This is a genomic window from Gammaproteobacteria bacterium, assembly GCA_013816845.1.
Lineage (GTDB): Bacteria > Pseudomonadota > Gammaproteobacteria > DSM-16500 > DSM-16500 > Aquicella.
Window position 1 is genome coordinate 296747 of the sequence record JACDDU010000003.1, and the last position, 19626, is coordinate 316372.

At 39.3% G+C, this 19626-nt stretch carries 25 protein-coding genes; 12 read left to right on the forward strand and 13 right to left on the reverse strand.

Annotated elements, in window-relative coordinates:
* Positions 1 to 114 precede the first annotated feature (114 nt).
* From H0W64_07265 to glpK, 5 genes are all read left to right on the forward strand, one after another.
* Entirely contained in the window at positions 115 to 663 is a 549-nt protein-coding gene (locus tag H0W64_07265) for a hypothetical protein (protein ID MBA3661509.1), read from the forward strand.
* A gap of 33 nt (positions 664 to 696) precedes the next feature.
* Positions 697 to 1344, forward strand: coding sequence for a hypothetical protein (locus H0W64_07270; GenBank protein MBA3661510.1), 648 nt, complete (start codon positions 697 to 699; stop codon positions 1342 to 1344).
* 11 nt (positions 1345 to 1355) lie between these two features.
* Complete coding sequence (locus tag H0W64_07275; GenBank protein ID MBA3661511.1) at positions 1356 to 1928, forward strand: BON domain-containing protein; 573 nt, start codon at positions 1356 to 1358, stop codon at positions 1926 to 1928.
* Positions 1929 to 2042: 114 nt separating this feature from the next.
* Positions 2043 to 2390, forward strand: a complete 348-nt coding sequence (locus tag H0W64_07280) for a hypothetical protein (protein ID MBA3661512.1) — start codon at positions 2043 to 2045, stop codon at positions 2388 to 2390.
* A gap of 66 nt (positions 2391 to 2456) precedes the next feature.
* Positions 2457 to 3938, forward strand: coding sequence for a glycerol kinase GlpK (gene glpK, locus H0W64_07285; GenBank protein ID MBA3661513.1), 1482 nt, complete (start codon positions 2457 to 2459; stop codon positions 3936 to 3938).
* On the opposite strand, the gene H0W64_07290 is transcribed toward glpK, so the two are convergent.
* Positions 3919 to 4683: a sulfurtransferase gene (locus H0W64_07290; protein ID MBA3661514.1), complete on the reverse strand. Its 765-nt coding sequence runs from the start codon at positions 4681 to 4683 to the stop codon at positions 3919 to 3921. The two genes, glpK and H0W64_07290, sit on opposite strands and share 20 nt — an antisense overlap.
* Before the next feature lie 467 nt (positions 4684 to 5150).
* Here H0W64_07290 and H0W64_07295 point away from each other — a divergent pair, with 467 nt between their 5' ends.
* The gene (locus H0W64_07295; GenBank protein MBA3661515.1) at positions 5151 to 6356 is read left to right on the forward strand and encodes a GGDEF domain-containing protein; all 1206 of its coding nucleotides are present in this window, start codon (positions 5151 to 5153) and stop codon (positions 6354 to 6356) included.
* A gap of 4 nt (positions 6357 to 6360) precedes the next feature.
* Here H0W64_07295 and H0W64_07300 read toward each other — a convergent pair whose 3' ends face one another.
* The 9 genes from H0W64_07300 to H0W64_07340 form a co-directional block, all read right to left on the reverse strand.
* Entirely contained in the window at positions 6361 to 7479 is a 1119-nt protein-coding gene (locus H0W64_07300) for a glutamate--cysteine ligase (protein MBA3661516.1), read from the reverse strand.
* Complete coding sequence (locus H0W64_07305; protein ID MBA3661517.1) at positions 7476 to 8681, reverse strand: cation:proton antiporter; 1206 nt, start codon at positions 8679 to 8681, stop codon at positions 7476 to 7478. The genes H0W64_07300 and H0W64_07305 overlap by 4 nt, the downstream gene beginning before the upstream one ends.
* A 141-nt stretch (positions 8682 to 8822) precedes the next feature.
* A complete protein-coding gene (locus H0W64_07310) occupies positions 8823 to 9092 on the reverse strand; it encodes a hypothetical protein (GenBank protein ID MBA3661518.1) in 270 nt (89 codons plus the stop codon).
* Positions 9052 to 9612: a hypothetical protein gene (locus tag H0W64_07315; protein MBA3661519.1), complete on the reverse strand. Its 561-nt coding sequence runs from the start codon at positions 9610 to 9612 to the stop codon at positions 9052 to 9054. The genes H0W64_07310 and H0W64_07315 overlap by 41 nt, the downstream gene beginning before the upstream one ends.
* An 8-nt stretch (positions 9613 to 9620) precedes the next feature.
* Positions 9621 to 9845 (reverse strand): DUF3185 domain-containing protein, encoded by a 225-nt coding sequence (locus H0W64_07320; protein MBA3661520.1) that lies wholly within the window; start codon positions 9843 to 9845, stop codon positions 9621 to 9623.
* 99 nt (positions 9846 to 9944) lie between these two features.
* Positions 9945 to 10103 carry a DUF3309 domain-containing protein gene (locus H0W64_07325; protein ID MBA3661521.1) on the reverse strand — a complete coding sequence of 53 codons (159 nt, stop codon included), beginning with the start codon at positions 10101 to 10103 and terminating at the stop codon, positions 9945 to 9947.
* A gap of 77 nt (positions 10104 to 10180) precedes the next feature.
* The gene (locus H0W64_07330) at positions 10181 to 10585 is read right to left on the reverse strand and encodes a BON domain-containing protein (GenBank protein MBA3661522.1); all 405 of its coding nucleotides are present in this window, start codon (positions 10583 to 10585) and stop codon (positions 10181 to 10183) included.
* Between the two features lie 101 nt (positions 10586 to 10686).
* Positions 10687 to 11061 (reverse strand): hypothetical protein, encoded by a 375-nt coding sequence (locus H0W64_07335; protein MBA3661523.1) that lies wholly within the window; start codon positions 11059 to 11061, stop codon positions 10687 to 10689.
* Positions 11062 to 11181: 120 nt separating this feature from the next.
* Complete coding sequence (locus H0W64_07340; GenBank protein ID MBA3661524.1) at positions 11182 to 11829, reverse strand: HAD hydrolase-like protein; 648 nt, start codon at positions 11827 to 11829, stop codon at positions 11182 to 11184.
* A 74-nt stretch (positions 11830 to 11903) separates the two neighbouring features.
* Here H0W64_07340 and H0W64_07345 point away from each other — a divergent pair, with 74 nt between their 5' ends.
* A complete protein-coding gene (locus H0W64_07345) occupies positions 11904 to 12371 on the forward strand; it encodes a hypothetical protein (protein MBA3661525.1) in 468 nt (155 codons plus the stop codon).
* 103 nt (positions 12372 to 12474) lie between these two features.
* A complete protein-coding gene (locus tag H0W64_07350) occupies positions 12475 to 13482 on the forward strand; it encodes an adenosine kinase (GenBank protein MBA3661526.1) in 1008 nt (335 codons plus the stop codon).
* A gap of 174 nt (positions 13483 to 13656) precedes the next feature.
* Here the strand turns inward: H0W64_07350 and H0W64_07355 are convergent, their stop codons facing one another.
* Entirely contained in the window at positions 13657 to 14208 is a 552-nt protein-coding gene (locus tag H0W64_07355; GenBank protein ID MBA3661527.1) for a DNA-3-methyladenine glycosylase, read from the reverse strand.
* Positions 14209 to 14389: 181 nt separating this feature from the next.
* Here H0W64_07355 and H0W64_07360 point away from each other — a divergent pair, with 181 nt between their 5' ends.
* Positions 14390 to 14710 (forward strand): hypothetical protein, encoded by a 321-nt coding sequence (locus tag H0W64_07360; GenBank protein ID MBA3661528.1) that lies wholly within the window; start codon positions 14390 to 14392, stop codon positions 14708 to 14710.
* A gap of 67 nt (positions 14711 to 14777) precedes the next feature.
* Here the strand turns inward: H0W64_07360 and H0W64_07365 are convergent, their stop codons facing one another.
* Together H0W64_07365 and H0W64_07370 are read right to left on the reverse strand one after the other, a co-directional pair.
* The gene (locus tag H0W64_07365; GenBank protein ID MBA3661529.1) at positions 14778 to 15272 is read right to left on the reverse strand and encodes a L,D-transpeptidase; all 495 of its coding nucleotides are present in this window, start codon (positions 15270 to 15272) and stop codon (positions 14778 to 14780) included.
* A gap of 98 nt (positions 15273 to 15370) precedes the next feature.
* The gene (locus H0W64_07370) at positions 15371 to 15829 is read right to left on the reverse strand and encodes a hypothetical protein (protein ID MBA3661530.1); all 459 of its coding nucleotides are present in this window, start codon (positions 15827 to 15829) and stop codon (positions 15371 to 15373) included.
* Positions 15830 to 15901: 72 nt separating this feature from the next.
* Here H0W64_07370 and H0W64_07375 point away from each other — a divergent pair, with 72 nt between their 5' ends.
* The 3 genes from H0W64_07375 (at position 15902) to H0W64_07385 (ending at position 19617) form a co-directional block, all read left to right on the forward strand.
* Positions 15902 to 16966: a nitronate monooxygenase gene (locus H0W64_07375; protein ID MBA3661531.1), complete on the forward strand. Its 1065-nt coding sequence runs from the start codon at positions 15902 to 15904 to the stop codon at positions 16964 to 16966.
* A 229-nt stretch (positions 16967 to 17195) separates the two neighbouring features.
* Positions 17196 to 18590: a PhoPQ-regulated protein gene (locus H0W64_07380; GenBank protein ID MBA3661532.1), complete on the forward strand. Its 1395-nt coding sequence runs from the start codon at positions 17196 to 17198 to the stop codon at positions 18588 to 18590.
* Between the two features lie 256 nt (positions 18591 to 18846).
* Positions 18847 to 19617, forward strand: a complete 771-nt coding sequence (locus H0W64_07385) for a hypothetical protein (GenBank protein MBA3661533.1) — start codon at positions 18847 to 18849, stop codon at positions 19615 to 19617.
* Positions 19618 to 19626 lie beyond the last annotated feature (9 nt).

Genomic DNA, 19626 nt, shown 5'->3' on the forward strand with positions numbered 1-19626 from the left:
ATCGTTTCTAACACCAAGATCATGATGCAAACGTTTATGAGGGAGAGCATGTTGTCCCTCACAGAAAAATGTTAAGGTGATATTCTTTAATCGAAGCGGATGAAGGGATTGAATATGTTTAAAAAGCTCGCAGCCGTACTGGTGCTTTTATTGGGAAGTTACACAACAACCTACGCAGGATTGCAAATCTATATCGCACCTGGATTAAGTTATATTGACGTGCATAATAATAGTAATGAACTTACCTTCCAGGGCCTTGATCCGCGATTTGCTGTGGGTGTTGGTACGTTAACGCTGGGTATGTTTTATTTTGCCCTGGAAGCATTTGCTAACCCCATTCATCCCATGACTATCAATAGTCAAGCAAATGAATTAGGTCAAAACATTAAACCTTCTTATAGTTATGGGGCAAGTTTATTACCCGGGTTCCATTTAGACGATGTTATTAGTTTATATGCACGAGCTGGAATTATTTATACTCGATTTGGGCAATTACACACCACACAAGGCGGATTACAATTAGGGGTAGGGATCGAAACCATTTTTGGTGGACCTTGGAGTGGTCGCATTGAATATACGCGTTCTCTTTGGCGCCATTATGATGGCATTGATAATATGTATGCCAATGTCGGGACGGCAAGCTTGTTATATTATTTTTGCTAATAAAAAAAGAATAAATAAAAAGGAAATCATAAAATGAATAGCTTGCTTAATTTTTTTACCCCACCTCGCAAAGAAGTTGCCTTAGAAGATGATATTGCTGCTTTTATTAAAGCTCGCGATGAATTACAAAGTGTGGATAAACAATTAGGGACAGCAGTATTGGTGGATTCATTATTGTGGATTTGTTCGAATGGCTATCTTAGCTTGATGCTAAATACTGCATTTACCGCTGGTATTTACCTTTATGCAACCCAATATTCACATCGATCGGATCTTGAAAAGCAATTCCAAAATACGCTTAATACATTAACGGAACATTATCAAAAATTCGAAGACCATGGCCCGGCTATTACGCATGACAAAACATTTTTAAAAATATTAGATTGTATCTCGCCTTTTGTTTCGTCCGATACGCTGATGCTATGGAATTTTAATCAAACTAATGGTAAAGATTTATCAGAAGCATTTAAGACTAAGCTTTCTTATTCTCCGCATCGCATGCAATTTGTTACCGTAAAAGATACAAGTGACTTACCATTTTTTAAAGTCAATGAAAAATCCCCCAGCATGCGTAAATCAAGTCTTAGTTATTCCGGTTTGTTTGAACAATTTGTTTCTGAGCTTAAGCAAGGTTGGTATGGCATTCCAGATGAAGTCCCGACTATAAAATTACAAAAATAAGGATGGTATCAATGCCACGGATGGTATTAGGGTTAATTATTGTACTTGCGTGTTTCTTTCAAGGTTGTAGTGATATTGCCATGACGGGTGCGCAAGTGGTTTATAACCGCAGAAGTATCCAAAATAATCTTACCGATCACTATTTAACGCGTGAAGCCTACCAAGCCCTTTACTTACGATCGGATCAATTTAAGGATACCCATATTGCGATTGCTAGTTATAACGGTGATATCTTATTAGCAGGACAAGCACCTAATGAAGAGAAAAAGACGCAAGCAGAACATCTGGTGAAGCAAATTCCACAAGCAAAAACTGTTTATAATTTAATATCTGTGACTCATCCAACCTCGACCATGACTCGCATGAGTGATGCATGGCTTACCACCAAAGTTAAAGCTAAACTTTTGGCCTCTTCTGAAGTTGATGCAACCCGTGTGAAAGTCGTTACTGAAAATGGTACAGTTTATTTAATGGGGATTTTACCTAAAGAAGAAGCCCAAGCGGCGGCAACTATTGCAAGCTTGACCGAGGGTGTGCAGCGTGTGGTCAAAGTATTTTCCTACTTAACGATTAGCAAAGTTTAAGGTCAACAGAATTGTTTGTATTTTAAGCGCATTATTCCTACCCTAAGCGCATATATTGTATTTCCCTCTTTAATTGCCGATACTTGGGCATCAAAAAAAAGAGGGGTTTTTATCATGAATTTTAAGGTAACTGTTAAAGGCTTGACCGATTTTAATGCGAGAGAAATAGGAGCATTTAAGATCATTTCAGATGCGCGATTATTCATTGAAAGTAAGCTTGCAGAAGATGCAACGATGAAAACATCTTTAATTTACAGCATCATGGAATATGGTGAAGCCCTCGAGACGTTTGAGCCAAGAAACCAAACAGCGCAAGCGTCCAATGAAAAAAGGTCAAGTGAAGGCGGTCAAAGTCGCGGAGCTTCTGCTGGACCGTCGCCTTTTGCAACTGCCCCTACACCAACTGGAACCCCAAAAAAATGGTGGCCTACTGAAGATGATACAGAAAAAGGCAAATCATAATAGAGACAGCACGGTGCAAAATAGGGTGCATGTGCTAGTCACTTTAACTTTAACCATGTGAATCCGATGACAGCTTATTTACTCGCTATTGATCAAGGAACGACAAATAGTCGCGTTATCATATTTGATGGGCAAATGAGTGTCGTTAGCCATCATGAATTGCCACTACAACAGACTTTTCCTAGAAATGGTTGGGTGGAGCAAGATCCCCAAGAATTGCTGACCAATACATTGCAGTGTATTGAGTCAGCGTTAAAAAAAGCAAATTTAACCGCTGCCATGATCACCGCTTGTGGAATCGCCAATCAACGTGAGACAACATTGGTTTGGAATAAACATACGGGTGTTCCTATTTATCCCGCTATTGTTTGGCAAGACCGTCGTACGAGTGATTATTGTGAGCAAAAAGCTCAATCTGCATTGGGAACTTATGTACGCGAGAAAACTGGCTTAATGATCGACCCCTACTTTTCCGCGAGCAAAATTCGGTGGTTACTTGAACATTGCAAAGGCGCGAGGATAGCAGCGGATCGGGGTGAATTATTATTCGGCACAGTGGATACATACTTATTATGGCATTTCACCCATGGAAAACGTCATGCTACTGATGTAACGAATGCTGCACGAACTTTGTTATTCAATATTCAAGCTCAAAAATGGGACAACTATTTACTTCAACAATTTGAAATCCCTGAAAGTTTATTACCGGAGGTTTTAGATAGTGCAGCTCATTATGGCGAAATTGATGCCTCCTATTTTGGCCATGCCATTCCAATTACTGCGATGATCGGAGATCAACAATCGGCATGTATTGGCCAAGCCGTGCTAACTCCTGGAACGATCAAAGGAACTTATGGGACAGGTTGTTTTGTTTTACTCAATACGGGTGAGCACCTTATACAATCGCGTAATCAATTGTTAACAACTGTTGCTTATCGGATCAAGGGAGAGCTTACTTATTGTTTAGAGGGAAGTATTTTTTCTGCGGGATCAACCATCAAGTGGCTGCGTGATCAACTTCATTTTATTGGCACGTCGGCTGACTCTGAGAAATTAGCGCGCTCAGTGACTAACACGAATCAAGTTTATCTCGTTCCGGCTTTTACCGGTCTTTCCGCACCCTATTGGGATTCGCGCGCGCGAGGCGCGATTGTTGGTTTAACTTTTAATGCGGGTATTGCAGAAATCGTGCGTGCAGGTCTTGAGAGTGTAGCCTATCAAACGCGCGATTTATTGGAAGCTATGAATAATGATACGCAAAAACCACTGACAACCTTGCGTGTTGACGGCGGGATGGTAATGAATGATTGGTTATTACAATTTATAGCCGACTTACTTAATGTACCTGTGGAGCGTCCCCAGTGTACAGAAACGACAGCGCTTGGTGCTGCCATGCTCGCAGGATTACAAATCGGTTTATATCAGACGCTTGAGGAATTAGCTTCACTTTGGCGTTTAGAAAAAAGATTTGAACCTCAAATGCCAGCTTTTGAAAGTGAAAATTTATATGCAGGATGGAAGCAAGCCGTTAAGAGAGTTTTGGAGTAGGATGATCTTCTGCTAAAAGATTTTGTGCGTTGTTAACGGCTTCAAGTTTTGGATTAACCGCCGTACGATTATCAAAAACAAAACAGTCGCCTTGATAATGCTCGCCTCCCACTTCCGTAAAATAATTTAAAATGCCACCTTCAAGTTGATACACTTCAGTAAATCCTGCATCTTGTAAATGGAGTGCAGCTTTTTCACACCGAATGCCACCAGTACAAAAGGTAACGACCGGTTTTGTTTTATCAAGATGATCCAAATGAGCGGTAAGCTGGCTAAAATGAAGAAGATTATTAATATGCACTGCTTTTTGGAAAGTGCCAATTTCAACTTCGTATTGATTACGAGTGTCTAATAAAAGAAAATCTTTTTCCATATCTAACCAATTTTTTAATTCACAAGGATGAATATACGGCGCTAATCCTTGTGTGGGACAAACTTGATTATTTTTAAAAGTAATTATTTCTTTTTTTATTTTAATTTTTAATTTTTTAAAAGGTGATATTTCGGTATAACTTTCACGAAAATTTATAGACGTAAATTGTGTATCGCGCTTTAAAAATAATTTGAACGAAACTAAATCATTTTCGCTCCCCATCAAATTAATATTAATGCCTTCATGACTTAATAAAATGGTGCCTAAGAGCGACAAGGAAGTACATTCGGATAAAAGTTTTTGGCGCAATTCATCGAGCGCTGAAAGCGCTAAAAATTTATAACCACTGATTGTGAGATAGGAACATGACATGCAATGCAGAATTTACTAAAGCTGAGACGATGGGTCAACCTAAATCAAACAGTCCCAGCCTTTATCTACCGCCAACATTTCCAAATGCTTCACAATATTCACAGGGCGAGATGCAGGTGTTAGTTCGCCAGCCGCGATCAGTACACTCGCATTCAGTACCATAAGGACAACATACTGGTTGACAACCAATGCAATCCCCGCACCCAGCAAAAGCTTGTGTACCCATAAATAAAGTGAACAGACTGAATAATAATAATAATTTCCCTTTCATATGACGCTCCCCTATTGCGAGGCCTATCTTAATAAAGGAAAGAACGGTTAAAATAATTATACCACTGAAAAAAAATATCCTTTTTTTTTGGGGTTAAGGTTTTGTTTATATTTAAAAAGATTTAAGGGGAGTTTTTTTCCTAAGAAGGGAAGAGAAATGTTAAAATAAAGAAAGGGATAATTATTAATGGATTATTATGATGCCATTAAATCATCAAGCTACAAATCAAACAACGCCCGAAATCGCTAGTAAAACTTGTGCTCATTTAATTAATCATGTTTATAAACAAACAAATTTAGCGATGGTGGCTTCGTTCTTTTGTGCAGCTATTGTTTTTTTGGGACTTATTCCCACCTTTAAATATAATTTTTCACTGTATGCTTGGTTTAGTTTTTATGCGCTTATTACTTTTTTACGGATCAGCGTAGTCTATGCATTTGAGCACAGAAATTTATCAACGCATATTAATCTCTGGCGTAATTTATATATTGTGGGTAGTTTGTTCGGTGGTATGAGCTGGGGTTTGTTAGCTATACTTTTACTCCCCTATGCAACACCTGAACAACAAATGTTAATCATTTTAATGTTGGCAGGGGTGACAGCGGGGGCGCTTCCGCTTTCATCTGCCGTGCCTGCTGCAGCTATCGCATTTCTTGTCACTTCCATTCTTCCTTTTCTTATCACCATCGCTTTATTTGGCACTTACATTCATTATTTATTTGATATGGCTTTACTGGTTTATTTACTTTATTCAATGGTGCTGGTTTTAAGGGCGTACCGATTGGTTAGAGATGCTAGTATCTTGCAATTTGAAAACGATAGTTTATTACAGCATTTGTCAGAAGCTAAAATCCAGTTGGAAAATTCCAACAAAAAATTAGAAGAAACTGCAACTCATGATGCTTTAACTAGTATTCCTAATCGCAGTTTATTTCAAAGAAAATTAGAAGAGGCCATTTTAAAAGCGCGTAAATCACAGCAACGCGGGGCTTTGCTATACATTGACTTAGATCGGTTTAAATTGGTGAACGATGTTTATGGACATGATGTTGGTGATAAATTGTTAATTGAAATTGTTGGTGAGTTAAAAAATTATTTTACTCACAATGAAGTGATTGCAAGATTAGGTGGCGATGAATTTACAGTAATATTGGAAAATATAAAAAATAGTGATGCAATTGAAAAAATTGCAGAAGAATTATGCGACATAATTGCAAAGCCAATTCAAATTAAAAACCTTATTATCAAAATTAGTGCAAGCATAGGGATTGCCGTCTTTCCTGGAGATGGTACTAATGCGGAAACACTTTTAACCGTTGCCGATAAAGCAATGTATTATGTAAAAGAACATGGTGGATCCTGCTCAAAGTTAGCAAACGATTTACCAGCCTTCCTTAGCTAACGGATTAACCTTTACGCCATAACTTAACTTGACTGCGCACCACATCATTCAAGGATCGATAATCACTATATTTTTTTCGTAACCATGCAGCACCATTGGCGTGATTTAGAGCAGCATTTTTTATTTGCTTCAAAGCAACTTCTGCATGGAATCGCTTGGCATAAGGTTCCAAGTGCTCAACAGTATTGATAATATTGTCAGTGAGGGTTGCTTGAGTCCTGGTAATAGGGTCAATGCAAATGGCATCCAATCCATATCGCGTGGCACGATAGCGATTAATTAAATAAGTTATATAAATATCTTTGGAAAGCTGTGGACGTTGATCAAGTAACCAATATACTAGTAATTGCGCATAAGCACCGAGTTCAGCCGCTTTTTCTACCGTAAGCGGCGTGTCACAAATTCTCACTTCGACAGTGCCATATTCTGGTTTGGGACGAATGTCCCAATAAAAATCTTTCATACTTTTTACGACAGATAATTCAGCCATACGCGAAAAATATTCTTCAAAACCTTTCCAAGTTAAGATCCAGGGCGGTGTCCCACTCATAGGAAAAGCACTAATAATCGCAAGCCGCGAGCAATCAAATGCAGTATCAACACCTTGTTGAAAAGGAGAAGCTGCAGAGAGAGCAATGAATTGAGGAATGTACCGTGCAAAAGCATGGCAAAGATACATCGCATCATCTCCATTGGGACAGGCAATATGAATATGCTGACCGAAGATCGTGAATTGTTTAGCGAGATAACCATATTGCTCTGAAACACTTGCGAATCGTTCGGTGGGATAAATACGTTGTTCTTTCCATTGTTGGAAAGGATGCGTGCCACCACCACAAATACCAATATGCGTTTGCAATGCTTCTTCAGCTAAAATATCTCGTAATTCGCGTAATTCTTGTACGAGCGTTGAATACGATTCATGGACGGAGGAATTCAATTCGATCATCGATTGTGTAATTTCAGGAATCATTTTGCCGGTATGATTTCGCTCGCCCACGCGCCTCAAAAAATCTTTAGCCTCCATGGCCAAATTGAAATGCTGTAAGTCAATCAATTGCAATTCAAGTTCAACGCCCAACGTGAGATCTTTATTTTCTTTAAAGGGCGGCAGTGTATTCATTTATTGCCTCCTGTTTTTTCCGTGGCCGCTTCGCCGGCATAAATAAATGACCATTGTGCAGCAACAGGACCAATAAGATTAAATATGGTCGCAACGGCAGTAATGATCACAATAAGCTGTGAAGATAATTCAGGGTTAACATTTTGCAGAATACCAGACATCCCAATTGCTAATGTTGCCATGGGCGTTAAAGCAAGACTTAATGCAAACATTTGCTGTTTCGTTAGGCGGCTTTTTTTAGCAAATAACATAATACCAAAAGTTTTAGCTACAGCGCGTGCAATTAAAAAGGCAATCACTGCCGCGGGTACAAGCCATAATCCTTTCAATTGTAATTGAACACCAGTTACAACAAATAAAATAATAAAAAATAATCGGGCTAACCAACCAAAATCGACTTCGGAAAGAATATGTTTGTAATCAAAATTACGCGCGGCAACGCCTAACGTAAAGAGGGTAAGCATGGATGACACATTTAAAATGCTGGTCAAACCAATGGCAAAAACGACCGTGCCTGCAAAAAGAACAAATTGATTTTCTTTACGCTTACCAATGAATCGAGCAATGCCTAAAATCAATACGAACATAATGAGCCCCAAACTTACAGAGCCAACCAGTCTATAGATAACGTGACCTATCATATTGAGTAATGAAGTATGCGGTGCCGTAAAAGGTAGAAAGAAAGCAAATAAGGTTAAACCAAATAAATTATTGAGACTGGTTAAAATGAGCGTACGACGTGTTACCGGACCTTCTGCAGAAAGATCGTGCGCGACCATCATCACTTCCGCAGGAGAGGTTGCAACTGCGATGGTTGCAGCAAGCGCTGAGGACAAAGGAGGCAAGTTAAAAAAACTCAAAACCATAAAAATAAACAGAAAAGTAAGCGATGATTCTGCAATGGCCATAGGCAAAATTCCTCGATCATGCCGCAACCAATTAAAATCTAAATGACGACCTAAATCGAATAAAACTAAACCAAGTGAAATATCGACAAAAAGACGCGCATAAGCAAGTAAGGAAGGTGTAACGATATCGAGTCCACCGGGTCCTACTAAAAAGCCAACAGCAATAAACCCCGTAATCGCAGGTAAAATCCGACTACGCTTTGCTAATTCGCCACCAATGAGACCAAGAATGAGTGTTAACCCAAACAAAGCAATGGGATTGAGCCGTAACGGAAATTGGGGAAAAAACAGCATGATTGCGCCTCAATTTTTGAACAATGGTTTGATGAGAATGAAACGATGTGGAGCATTGTAGGGACAAAACTACCTCACCTTGCAGTGTAAATCAATGTTGTGTGTTTGATTGCAGGATAAGGTTGGCTTGCTAGATTTGGATCACCGCGTATTCAATAGATAATAAATACCCACATAACCTACCCATTGCTTTGGACCAGTCATGGAATGGCCAAGGGAAAGTAAAAAGGAAACATCGTCAGTAAAAGCGTAACTACCACCTACATTTATTAAAGAATAAGCACCCGTGTCTTGTTCGGGAGGATGGCGCGTGGTCGTTGTTGTTCCTTGAGCATAGAGTTCCCCACCGAAAGAAATTTGATCATTCATATTATATTGTAAAACCCAACCACCGAATAAATAGTTTTGCATATCGGTACCCTGGTTGAAAACTAAACCACCCACCATAGGTTGCCCATTTGCCGAGGACTTTTCCGAACCAAAAAGGCAATTTGTACCAGGGTCTACCGTTACCTAAATTTCGACTAGCATCGCCTGTTGGTAATTCTATAGTGGGTACAATCGCAACACTTGGAAAATAAGTTGTTTCATCAATGAATTGATATTTAAATGAAGCTTCAATATCGCTCAAACCGGCAGCACGAGTCACGCGTTGTGGTATAAAGGTCAAAATTGGAATTTGTAAATGCAGTTCAACATTGGGTACAAAACCATAATCGATTTCTAAAGCGGGGAAAATGATTTGATTAGTGTGCTTTGCACTTTGTACAGTCGAATAAAAATAAAGTTGTAATTGTCCTACATCCGAAATATCTGGGTCATCGGTAATAAATGGCGCATCCGCTTGTACAATAGATGCAAAAGTTACTAGTAAAAAAATACTAATACTATGGTGATACAACGAACGAGGATGCAAAAATCTTAATAACATAGTGGGTCTTAGGGCTTTCTTCCTTTCCGATTGATGATTATTAGGATAAGGCCTACAGCTAAAGCAACTCCCCCAGCAACGGGCGAAAGATAAACTGTTTTTTCTGTATCCGCAGAAAGTTCGAGACTGCCAATTTCTGCAACTTTTTCACGCGAGGTATAGGTGAAACCATTGTAAGCTAACGAAGTGATACCAAAAATAATGAGAATCATCGCAAAAAGATTGATGAGCATAGCACGCATGATGAGATTGCTCCTGAAATAGAAAATAACAAGCCCTTGCACAGGGCCTGTTAAATAGTTCGATGTTTTGGTATTAAGCTAAAGAAAAAATTAAATTCTGCCAAAAACCAAGAGCAAAACAATGATGATTAACAATATCCCCACTAAGCCGGTTGGGCGATAACCCCATTCTCTACTGTATGGCCATGCTGGAAAAACACCAATTAACACGAGAATCAAAACAATAATAAGAATAGTATCTAACGGCATAATCGCTCCTTGAGGTCAAAATTCCTTACCTGAGTTTGGCGCGTGTAGGAAAAAAGGTCAAGTTCCTGTCCATAAGGTTATAAACCTTGTGAACCAACGGTAATTTCTGAATCAACTTCTTGCACACCATTCATACTCTTTGCCATTTTAATGGCAATGTCTGCTTGCGCTTTTGTTGCTGCAGTCCCTGTTAAGGTTACTACACCGCTATCGGTTGATACCATAATATTGGAACCGGTCATGCGATAATCTTCAATTAATTTTGCTTGTAACGTCGCTGTGATGCTTGTATCGCTTCCAGACATTTGAAGGGTAGAAATGGATGTTCCATTGGTCGACATGCTGCCGCTACCGCCACCTGCCCCCGGGGGAATATTGCCTTGCATAGAGGTATTCGCATTCATATCAGCATAGCCAGTCGAGAAAGTTAAAATCATTAATAGGGTATTAAGCATTAAAAGATGACGTTTAGTCGCAACCATATCCACTACCCCGCTTATTATTTTTCCTTATTACTCTCATCTTGAACTTGATTGAAGGGAGCGGCAATGCAGTGAAAACCCTTACGCAGTTAACCCTTTGATTAACTTGAAAGGTTGCAACGAAGGCTCGTGACCTGCGTTTTGGTTCCGGCCTGGCTAAGGTTGCCAGTGATAATAAGTGACTGACCAGGGTCGGCTTTTACCCTGCACGACAACGGGGTAGAAAGCGCTTGGACTTGCTTGGTTTGCATGTTGGTGACAAATAATCCCCGAATTTCGATAGGGTGAAAAATGGGATAAGTTTTACCCGCAGCAGCTGCTTTCATGCTGAGACAGCCAACATTAGGTATGCATAGAAAATAGCGATTATCTTTAAAGTTACCATTGATTTTAATGCGTATTTGTACCGTTTCTAAAGGTGAAGCGGAGAGGGTGAAACATTGAAAAAGCAAAATAAAAAAAGTAGCCAGGCGCATAGTATTGACCAAAATTATTTAATATGGTCAAAATATTAACAGCACGGCCTTAAGAGATTATGAGGAAGGGGTTTTTGCTAAGGTTGCATTAATGCTTGTAAATTAAAGGACCAGTATTCTTCATGACGTTACTGCCTCCCCTGCGACGACATTTAAATACTGTAAAATTTCGCTCGGATTACGGATGATACGGGTAGGCCCGCATTGGGCCAGCACGGATTCTGAGGCATATCCCCAAGTCACCGCTAGCACCCGCATTTCATTGGCAAGGGCGGCTTCAATATCTCGTGTTTCATCTCCAATATAGATGGCATCAACCGGTCTAGTGTTATAACGCTTTAAAATGTTTTTTAAGCCTTTTTTTTTGGAAAAAAAACTAGATTCAACACGAACAAATTGAAATAAAGTGTCTAATTGATTATGGGCAAGCCAGCGGGTGACATTGTCACGCGAGTTGCTAGTCAATATACCCAAAGAAAATCCTGAGGCACTTAACTTTTTAATCGCTTCAGGCATACCCATGAAAGGCGGAATCGATAATATCTCGTGCTGCATGTGCGCGCGAATCCGTTTAATGATCGTTGGTATTTTGTATAAAGGAATATTGAAATGCTTGATCAATTCACGCGAAGAAAAGTCTTTGAGTTGAACCCCTTGCGTTTCTTGGAATGCGCCTAAAGACAATTCAACAGACAATTTTGCAAACTGCTTGATCATGCATTCAAAGCTATCAGCAAGTGTCCCATCGAAGTCAAAAATAATGTGCATGAAATTTCTTATTATTATCGTAGCGTTAACAATGATACCATTGTTTGTTTTTTATTTGTAGGTAAGGAATTGACATGATAAGAACCATGAAAGCGTTTATTTTTGCCACACTCGCCTTGGTAAGTTGGAATGGCTGTGCCAGTCAAACCGGTCAATTGGTGTGTGGGAAAATACTGCCAAAACACGCAAGCTATGTTTTGAAAGGTAAGAAAAAGGGATGGGCTGAAATTTATTTATTACAAAATACGGGCAAAGAACCCATAACAGTCAATCGTGCGATAGCGCATCCTAGTGCAAGCGCTGGGTGGTCATCACAAATCGATCCTTATCATCACGCTGCACTTGCTATTACCTCTCCGCAATTTATTTTAAATTGTAATCATTCAAATGATGGTAAACCTACCAGCTGCAAACCATTACGTGTGTGCATACTAAAAAACGCTAATCAATGGAAAGTAACGGGTGAGTATTGGCTCGTTGAAAATAAAGCGACTTCAGATTTTTCGCAAGCCTTGATGCAACGATTCAAATCAACGCAATAATAACGATCACGCTCGTGCAATTCATTTCACTAGGAATTCTTGCTGCACGATTCAAATTTGCGTTTCAATCAGTAAATCCTTTTAATAATGAACAGGAAGTTTTATGAAACAGTTTCATGTGTATGGCATCGGAAATGCTTTAGTTGATATTGACATTGAAATAGAAGAAAACACGTTAGAGCGTCTCAATATTGAAAAAGGAGTCATGACTTTAATTGATGAAGCAACACATCATAAATTGCTGCATGAATTGCATGGCATACAACATTTGAAGGCATGTGGTGGTTCAGCTGCGAATACCCTTTACACCATGCAACAAATGGGTGGTAAAACATTTTACTCATGTAAAATTGGTGCTGATGATGCAGGTGATTTTTTTTATCAAGACATGGTTTCACATGGTATCCAAACCAATTTGTTGGACACCAAGCGTGAAGGCGTAACGGGCAAATGTATTGTACTGGTAACCCCTGATGCTGATCGAACGATGAATACTTTTTTAGGTGCAACCGCTCTATTTTCTGAAAATCAACTTTCTGAAAAAGCTCTATCGCAAGCAGAATTCCTTTACATAGAAGGCTATCTAGTCGCGCAACCGGATGCTTGCCTTGCCGCGATTAAAGCGCGTGAATTTGCGAATGCTCATCAAATAAAAGTCGCTCTCAGTTTATCAGATCCTAATATGGTGACTTATTTTAAAAAAGGGTTGTGCGATATTATTGGTAATGGTGTTGATGTTTTATTTTGCAATGAACGTGAAGCCCTTCTCTTTACAGCAGCAGACAATTTAACGATTGCAAAAGAAAGATTGAAAGCATTTGCGAAAACTTTCGTTATCACGATGGGCGGACAAGGTGCTTTTGTATTCGATGGCCATGAAGGTTTGCAAATTTCTGGCTATAAAGTGCCTGTGGTCGATACGGTCGGCGCCGGTGATGTATTTGCCGGCGTTTTTCTCTTTGGCATTACGCACGGACACGATTATTTTAGCGCAGCTGATCTTGCTAATTATGCTGCGTCAAAAGTTGTATCGAAATTTGGACCGCGTCTCACGCAACCTGAAGTAGAAGACGTTAGACATACGCTGACAGAATTAGTTTTATCGGCGTAAAGGTGAGCGGGATAATTTTAACGATAGGCTTCATCCACGGTAACTTGTCAACCGAACAAAGCAATTCGAGTGTTTGGGGGAATAGGCTTACCTTTACGTGATTTAATAAGAGTTCTCGTGAAGTTCTTTGGGTATGCGAATGCGCATACCCATCCTACTTTAGGATAGAAAAATCTATTTTCTGGAAATAAAGGCATTGTCTTTGATATAGAAACGTAACAATCGTTTCGCCCAATGACCTGCATAATCAACGCCGATCCGCGGACGTTTCACAATTTTAAGAACAGGCTCATCTGCGTATTCAGCAATATACAAATCATCACTCAGTAAATCATGCCCATTAAATCCGCGGTCGATCGTCAAGGCTTTGCATAGTAATCCGGGACCTTTGGTTTTGTTTTCAATATTCTTGATAGGTTCAAGTGCACGTAATAGTACAGCGGATGCTATACCTTCAGCTTCTGTTACCACATTCATACAATGGTACATGCCATAAATTAAATATACGTATACATAACCAGGAGGACCAAACATAACCCGGGTCCGTTTCGTTAAGCCTTTAGCTGAATGGGCTGCTAAATCGTGGGGGCCGAGATAAGCTTCGACTTCAACAATTTTGCCAATGTATTCGCACCCATTTTTACGATGAATTAAATATTTGCCTAGTAAGGCTTGAGCGACGATTACTGGATCACGATTATAAAAGCTGCGTGGTAATTTTTTCATCAAAAGTAATAATTCAAGTCAATTAAAGGGTGAAAGTATGCCACAACGTAAATTCAAAGTAGATTAATTATTAAGCAATATTGACTAACTCTTTGGATTTCCGGGTAAAAATTTTCCCCGGAAAAGACGCGTTATAATGGTAATTGTAATTAAAGGATGCTTATAAAACTAGGAGGGCATTATGAGAAAGCTTCTTATCGCGATAGGATGTATTTGCGCCATGTTAGCAATGACATCAGTCTCTCAAGCACAAACGGTTACACAACCTGTTAAACCCACTGCCACTCAAAATGTAACGGTAGCTTACAACGGTCAATGCCGTTGGGTTAGTGGTTTCTGGCGAAATGGTTATTGGCATCCAGCACGTAAAGTTTGTTGGAGTGGCAATTACAATCGTGGTTACAAGCGCGGCTATTACAACAAGAATCGTAGCAATTGCCGATGGGTTGGCGGTTACTGGCGTTATGGTAACTGGCATCCACGTCGCCAAGCTTGCTGGTAGATCTGAAAAATTTAAATTAGGTCACTTTAAAATAAGTGACCTAATTTATTTAGAAGGAAAGCATTTATTAGTAAGGTAAAATGACAACACGCGTTCCAGCTTCAGCAAAGTTATAACGAATCCATCGTGCATCACTCACCCGCATTCGTACGCAACCATGGCTGATATTCCCAGCAACGACATTATAGGATCCATGCAAAGCTTGGTTGCCATTGAAATACATGCAATAAGGCATAGGCGCGCCGCCATGAGGAATAGGGAATCGGAGTGAAATACATTTTCCATCGCCTAAGGCTTCAATACGATAACTACCAGTATGAGTTCGGCAAGGACTGTTTATGTCTTTACACCAATTTGCTCCCGCTGAAGCTAACCCTGATTTAAGCAATTGTCCATCCGCATCATAAGCACCCCAAGCATGAACACGGGGACTCACTACAATTACTTTTTCACCGGGGGGGTCAATATTACTGGGTAGGGCTGAAGCGGAAACTAAATTAGGGATCATGCTAAGACTTAAACAAAAAGTGAATACAGCGATTCGATGCTGTTTAACCTTCATGGCACCACTCCTTTTAATTATCCTTATAGTTCTTATTTTAGCCTAAAATTAAAACAAGAAGGGGTAATGTGATGCTTATAAATTCGCTATTGAAATGATTAGCTTAATGGTGAGACAGCTAGGGTGATATGAAACGGAACCCATTTTGCTTTGAAAAGTAACCAGTTAGGCAGGTCATATTTATTTCTAAATGTAGTCAGCGGCTTAGAATTAACTCGCAAGGCATAATAATTTTTAGTTCCAAGCGGAGCTTTAAATAATTCACAGACTTGAAAAGAAAAAGTATGATTTAATTCGACAAGATGATGAAGTTTTAATTCATCCGGATAAATAACACTAATATGAGCACCAATTAATCCTTTGCCGAAATAATCAGGTTTGCTAATAGGCTCTTCCGTCTTAGTTATCAGTGGAAAAAGCGTATGCACAAAGTCGTCGTTGATATTAAGATAAATCAAGCCATTATGCGTTTTGGCTAATGTACCCGTAGCAGGTAATTTTTTAGCAGCGGCAAGTAAAGCGGGCGAGTGTAACCTTCGAAAAAATGGATCGTTCACTATGATAAACTCCTTGCGTGTGAAGTAGACATTCGTTTTCTCGGAGTGAAATAGTGTAAAGGAGAGACAAGGATGTGGCCACAAACCCCCCTAACAAAAAAATTAAATATTCCCATTCCCCTTATTCAAGCACCCATGGCTGGCTTCGATACCGTTGAACTTGCGGCGACTGTTTCTGAATCCGGTGGTTTAGGTTCGATTGGCCTTGGCTACTTATCACCTGAAACAATTAAACAACGTATTCATTTATTAAAAAAACGGATCACTGCGCCTTTTGCTGTTAATCTTTTTGTTCCTACACATTACCAAGCGGTTGGTACAGTAAAAATGAATCATTCCGTGCAGTGGGTTAATTCAATTAGTGCACCTTTAAAGATGCAGCTACAACCACCCCATCAACCTTATCAGCCTTCCTTTGAAGCGCAAATGCAAGCGTTGTTAGATGAGAAAGTTCCCATCTTTAGTTTTACCTTTGGCATCCCCAATCAACGTTGGCTGAAAATTTTTAAGGAACGCGGTGTTATGACCATCGGCACCGCAACCAATGTGTTAGAAGCGGTCCATTTAGCAAATTCAGGCATCGATATGATTGTTGCGCAGGGAAAAGAAGCGGGTGGCCACCGCGGAACCTTCCTAACCGATCCTATGGAGAGCTTGATTCCGCTCAAAACTTTGTTGGTCGATATCATTGCTGCGGTCGATATTCCGATTATCGCTGCGGGCGGTATGATGAATGCAGATCATATCAGGCATGCACTCAATCTTGGTGCATCGGGTGTGCAGATGGGGACAGCATTTCTCACTACTGAGGAAGCAGACACGCATCCACTTTTTAAAAAGAAACTTTTAAGTTTAGTCCAAGATGAAACCATTTTAACCCGTGCTTTTTCGGGAAGACTTGCAAGGGGTTTGAATAATTATTTTATTACTCAAATGGAAACGCACCGGGAATTAATACTTGACTATCCCATACAAAACGCCTTAACGCGTCCTATGCGTGAAGCAGCTAAGCAACAAGATAATTTAGAGTTCATGTCGCTTTGGGCTGGACAAAATGCCTTTCTAAGCCGCGGCGGTTCTGCACGCGAGTTGTTAGCTAGGTGGGCGAAAGCAATGGGGGAGAAAGCAGATGTTTAAGTTTTCCGATCTCTCCGCGTTACCTACGCATTAACCCTAGTCGGTGTGAACCCTACTAAATAAAATATCTCAATAAATCAATCTTTTAGGCTCACTGATCCGCCTAGATTGATTTTTCCCCTTGATTAGCCAATACTTTGTTCGCAATTCGCCCCTTTAACTAATAATAATAAGATGAAAAATCATGAAGTCCTATTTGGTAAAAATTATCTCCCTTTTGGGGATGCTAATGCTATTAACTAATCTAGCCCATGCTGAAATCTCAACCCCGATCGCCTGGGAAAATGTATTAGCAAACTATGTCAAAGAGCCAGAAAAAGAGGGCGGGCAATTTCTTTTCGAAAGTAAACAATACGATGTTGAAAATAAAGTCAGTATTATCACGTATCAATTCACGTCGCTCACGTGGCCTCAAAAACAAAATCAAGTAAGTCACGCTACGTGGCAACATAAACTTACTTTATATTGGCCTGATGAAATCAAAAGCAGCCAATCTTTATTTTTTGTTAATGGGGGGACACGTTATCCTGAAAATGAACCGCATAAATTTTTCGCAACCCCTCAAGGATTTGTGCTTGTTGCTGCACAAACTCATACGCTTGTTGTAGAGCTGCAAGATATCCCTAATCAGTATTTGCGATTTCAAGATAACGTACCGCGTCGCGAAGATGCCATTATCGCCTACACTTGGCGTCGGTTTTTAGAAAACCCTGAAATGAATCTCAATTGGCCTTTGCATTTACCCATGGTAAAAGCAGTCGTGAAAGCGATGGATGCCGTGCAAGCCATTGCCAAACAAGAAAAAGTTATTATCAATCATTTCATGATGTCGGGTGCTTCAAAACGCGGTTGGACAACTTGGCTCACCGCTTTAGTTGATTCCCGTGTTAATGCGATCGTTCCTATAGTAATTGATATTTTAAATACTCAAGTTAATTTAGATCATATTTATGAAAGTTATGATCAAAGCTGGCCTGAAGCATTTTATGATTATTTAGTAGAACATATTCCTGAAATGCGTCACACGCCTGCTTTTACTAAACTCATGAAAATTCAAGATCCCATTGCCTATCTGAATTGTGAACAATGCGCACGTTATCGAGAGCGGCTTAGTATTCCAAAATATATTATCAACTCAGCCGGTGATGATTTTTTTGTACCGGATTCGCTCAACACTTACTTACATTTGTTACCTGGTGAAAAAACAATCCGCATTGTGCCTAATCAAAGTCATCGTATTGACCAAACAATTTTATTCGAAAATTTGCTTTCTTATTACCAAATGTTTTTAGATGAAATCAAACGCCCGCGTCTTGATTGGGAAGTGGGAAAAGATAATAAATTGCAAAGTGTAACTACAGATGCAAAGCCAATCGTTATGAAACTTTGGCAAGCAGTTAATCCTAAACGTCGGGACTTCCGGTTGGCCTCTCAGGTAACTTATACAAGCAAAGAAGTGAAAGGGAAATGTAATTTGTCAGGGTGTAAGTTTAGCCTTGAAATTATTCCACCTAAAGAAGGTTTTCAAGCAAGTTTCGCGGAAGCAACGTTTCAAAAAAAGAACGGCGGAACTTTTGTTGTAACAACACCTGTTTATATTATCGGTGCGGAACTTCAGTCATAATTTTCTCTTCCAATGAGCAAGTTAAACCTTGTTCATTGGATATTAACCCGCGAAATTTAAAACTCTTGTCTAAAAATATAAACTAATCGTTTCACTCCACATTCATTTAAGATTTCCTTCATGTAGGGCATGTCATTCACGTTGTGACTTTAAGCATAGTTTAATAATAATTCATTATAATAGTTAAAAATCCGGCAAGACCGCTTGGATATTTTTACAAATTCAAGAAGATAACGAATGAAACGAGGCATAGAAAATGGCTGCTCCACGAAGTGTTGATTCCAATGCTAGAAGAATATATGAAGGTGAAACAGCCCTGTATTCTGTTATGCAACTTTTTACAGATTGGGCTCAAGGCAAATGGATGCGTGATGAAGAAACGCTAGGTTTTAAAGGGACTTTCAAACTAAAAACCAAAGGGCCGACTGAAAATCCCTTTATTAAATTTTTAGCGTTACACCAAGATTGGATTAGTTCGAGGATAGATGAAAAAAACTCACAAATTTATCATTGCACCATTACAGATCTTGAATCCATTCCTAGAAAATTATCAAATCGAATGATTCAGACGTGTAAATTACTAGAAAAGGACTTTAATATTATTAATATTAAAGCTTACTTGCCTGAATTTAAAGAGCTTATTGAGGATGCATTCGAAAAGATTAAGGGTGATTCATTTTCCAATCTTCGCAACTCGATGGAAAGAGTTAGAATTTTCAGCAGCAACAATAATAACAATCCTGTCAATGATAATCCCAGTACAGCATACAAAACATTAATTAAGTCACTTAATAAAATAGTGCAGGTTGATTTTAATAATATTTCTATTAGTAAAATTAATTCGATTTACATCCAACTTCTTAACTTATTAACTGTTAACGTGAAGTTTTATTCAGCATCAGAACAGAAATTTTTGTGTCAACTTGAGAATGATTTACGCTTAGCCCCCAAACGGGGAGCTTATATTACAAATACTGACTCAACGATTATGACGGCAGCCATCAACCCTTTTTTAAAGAATCAGTAAAGTTAAAGT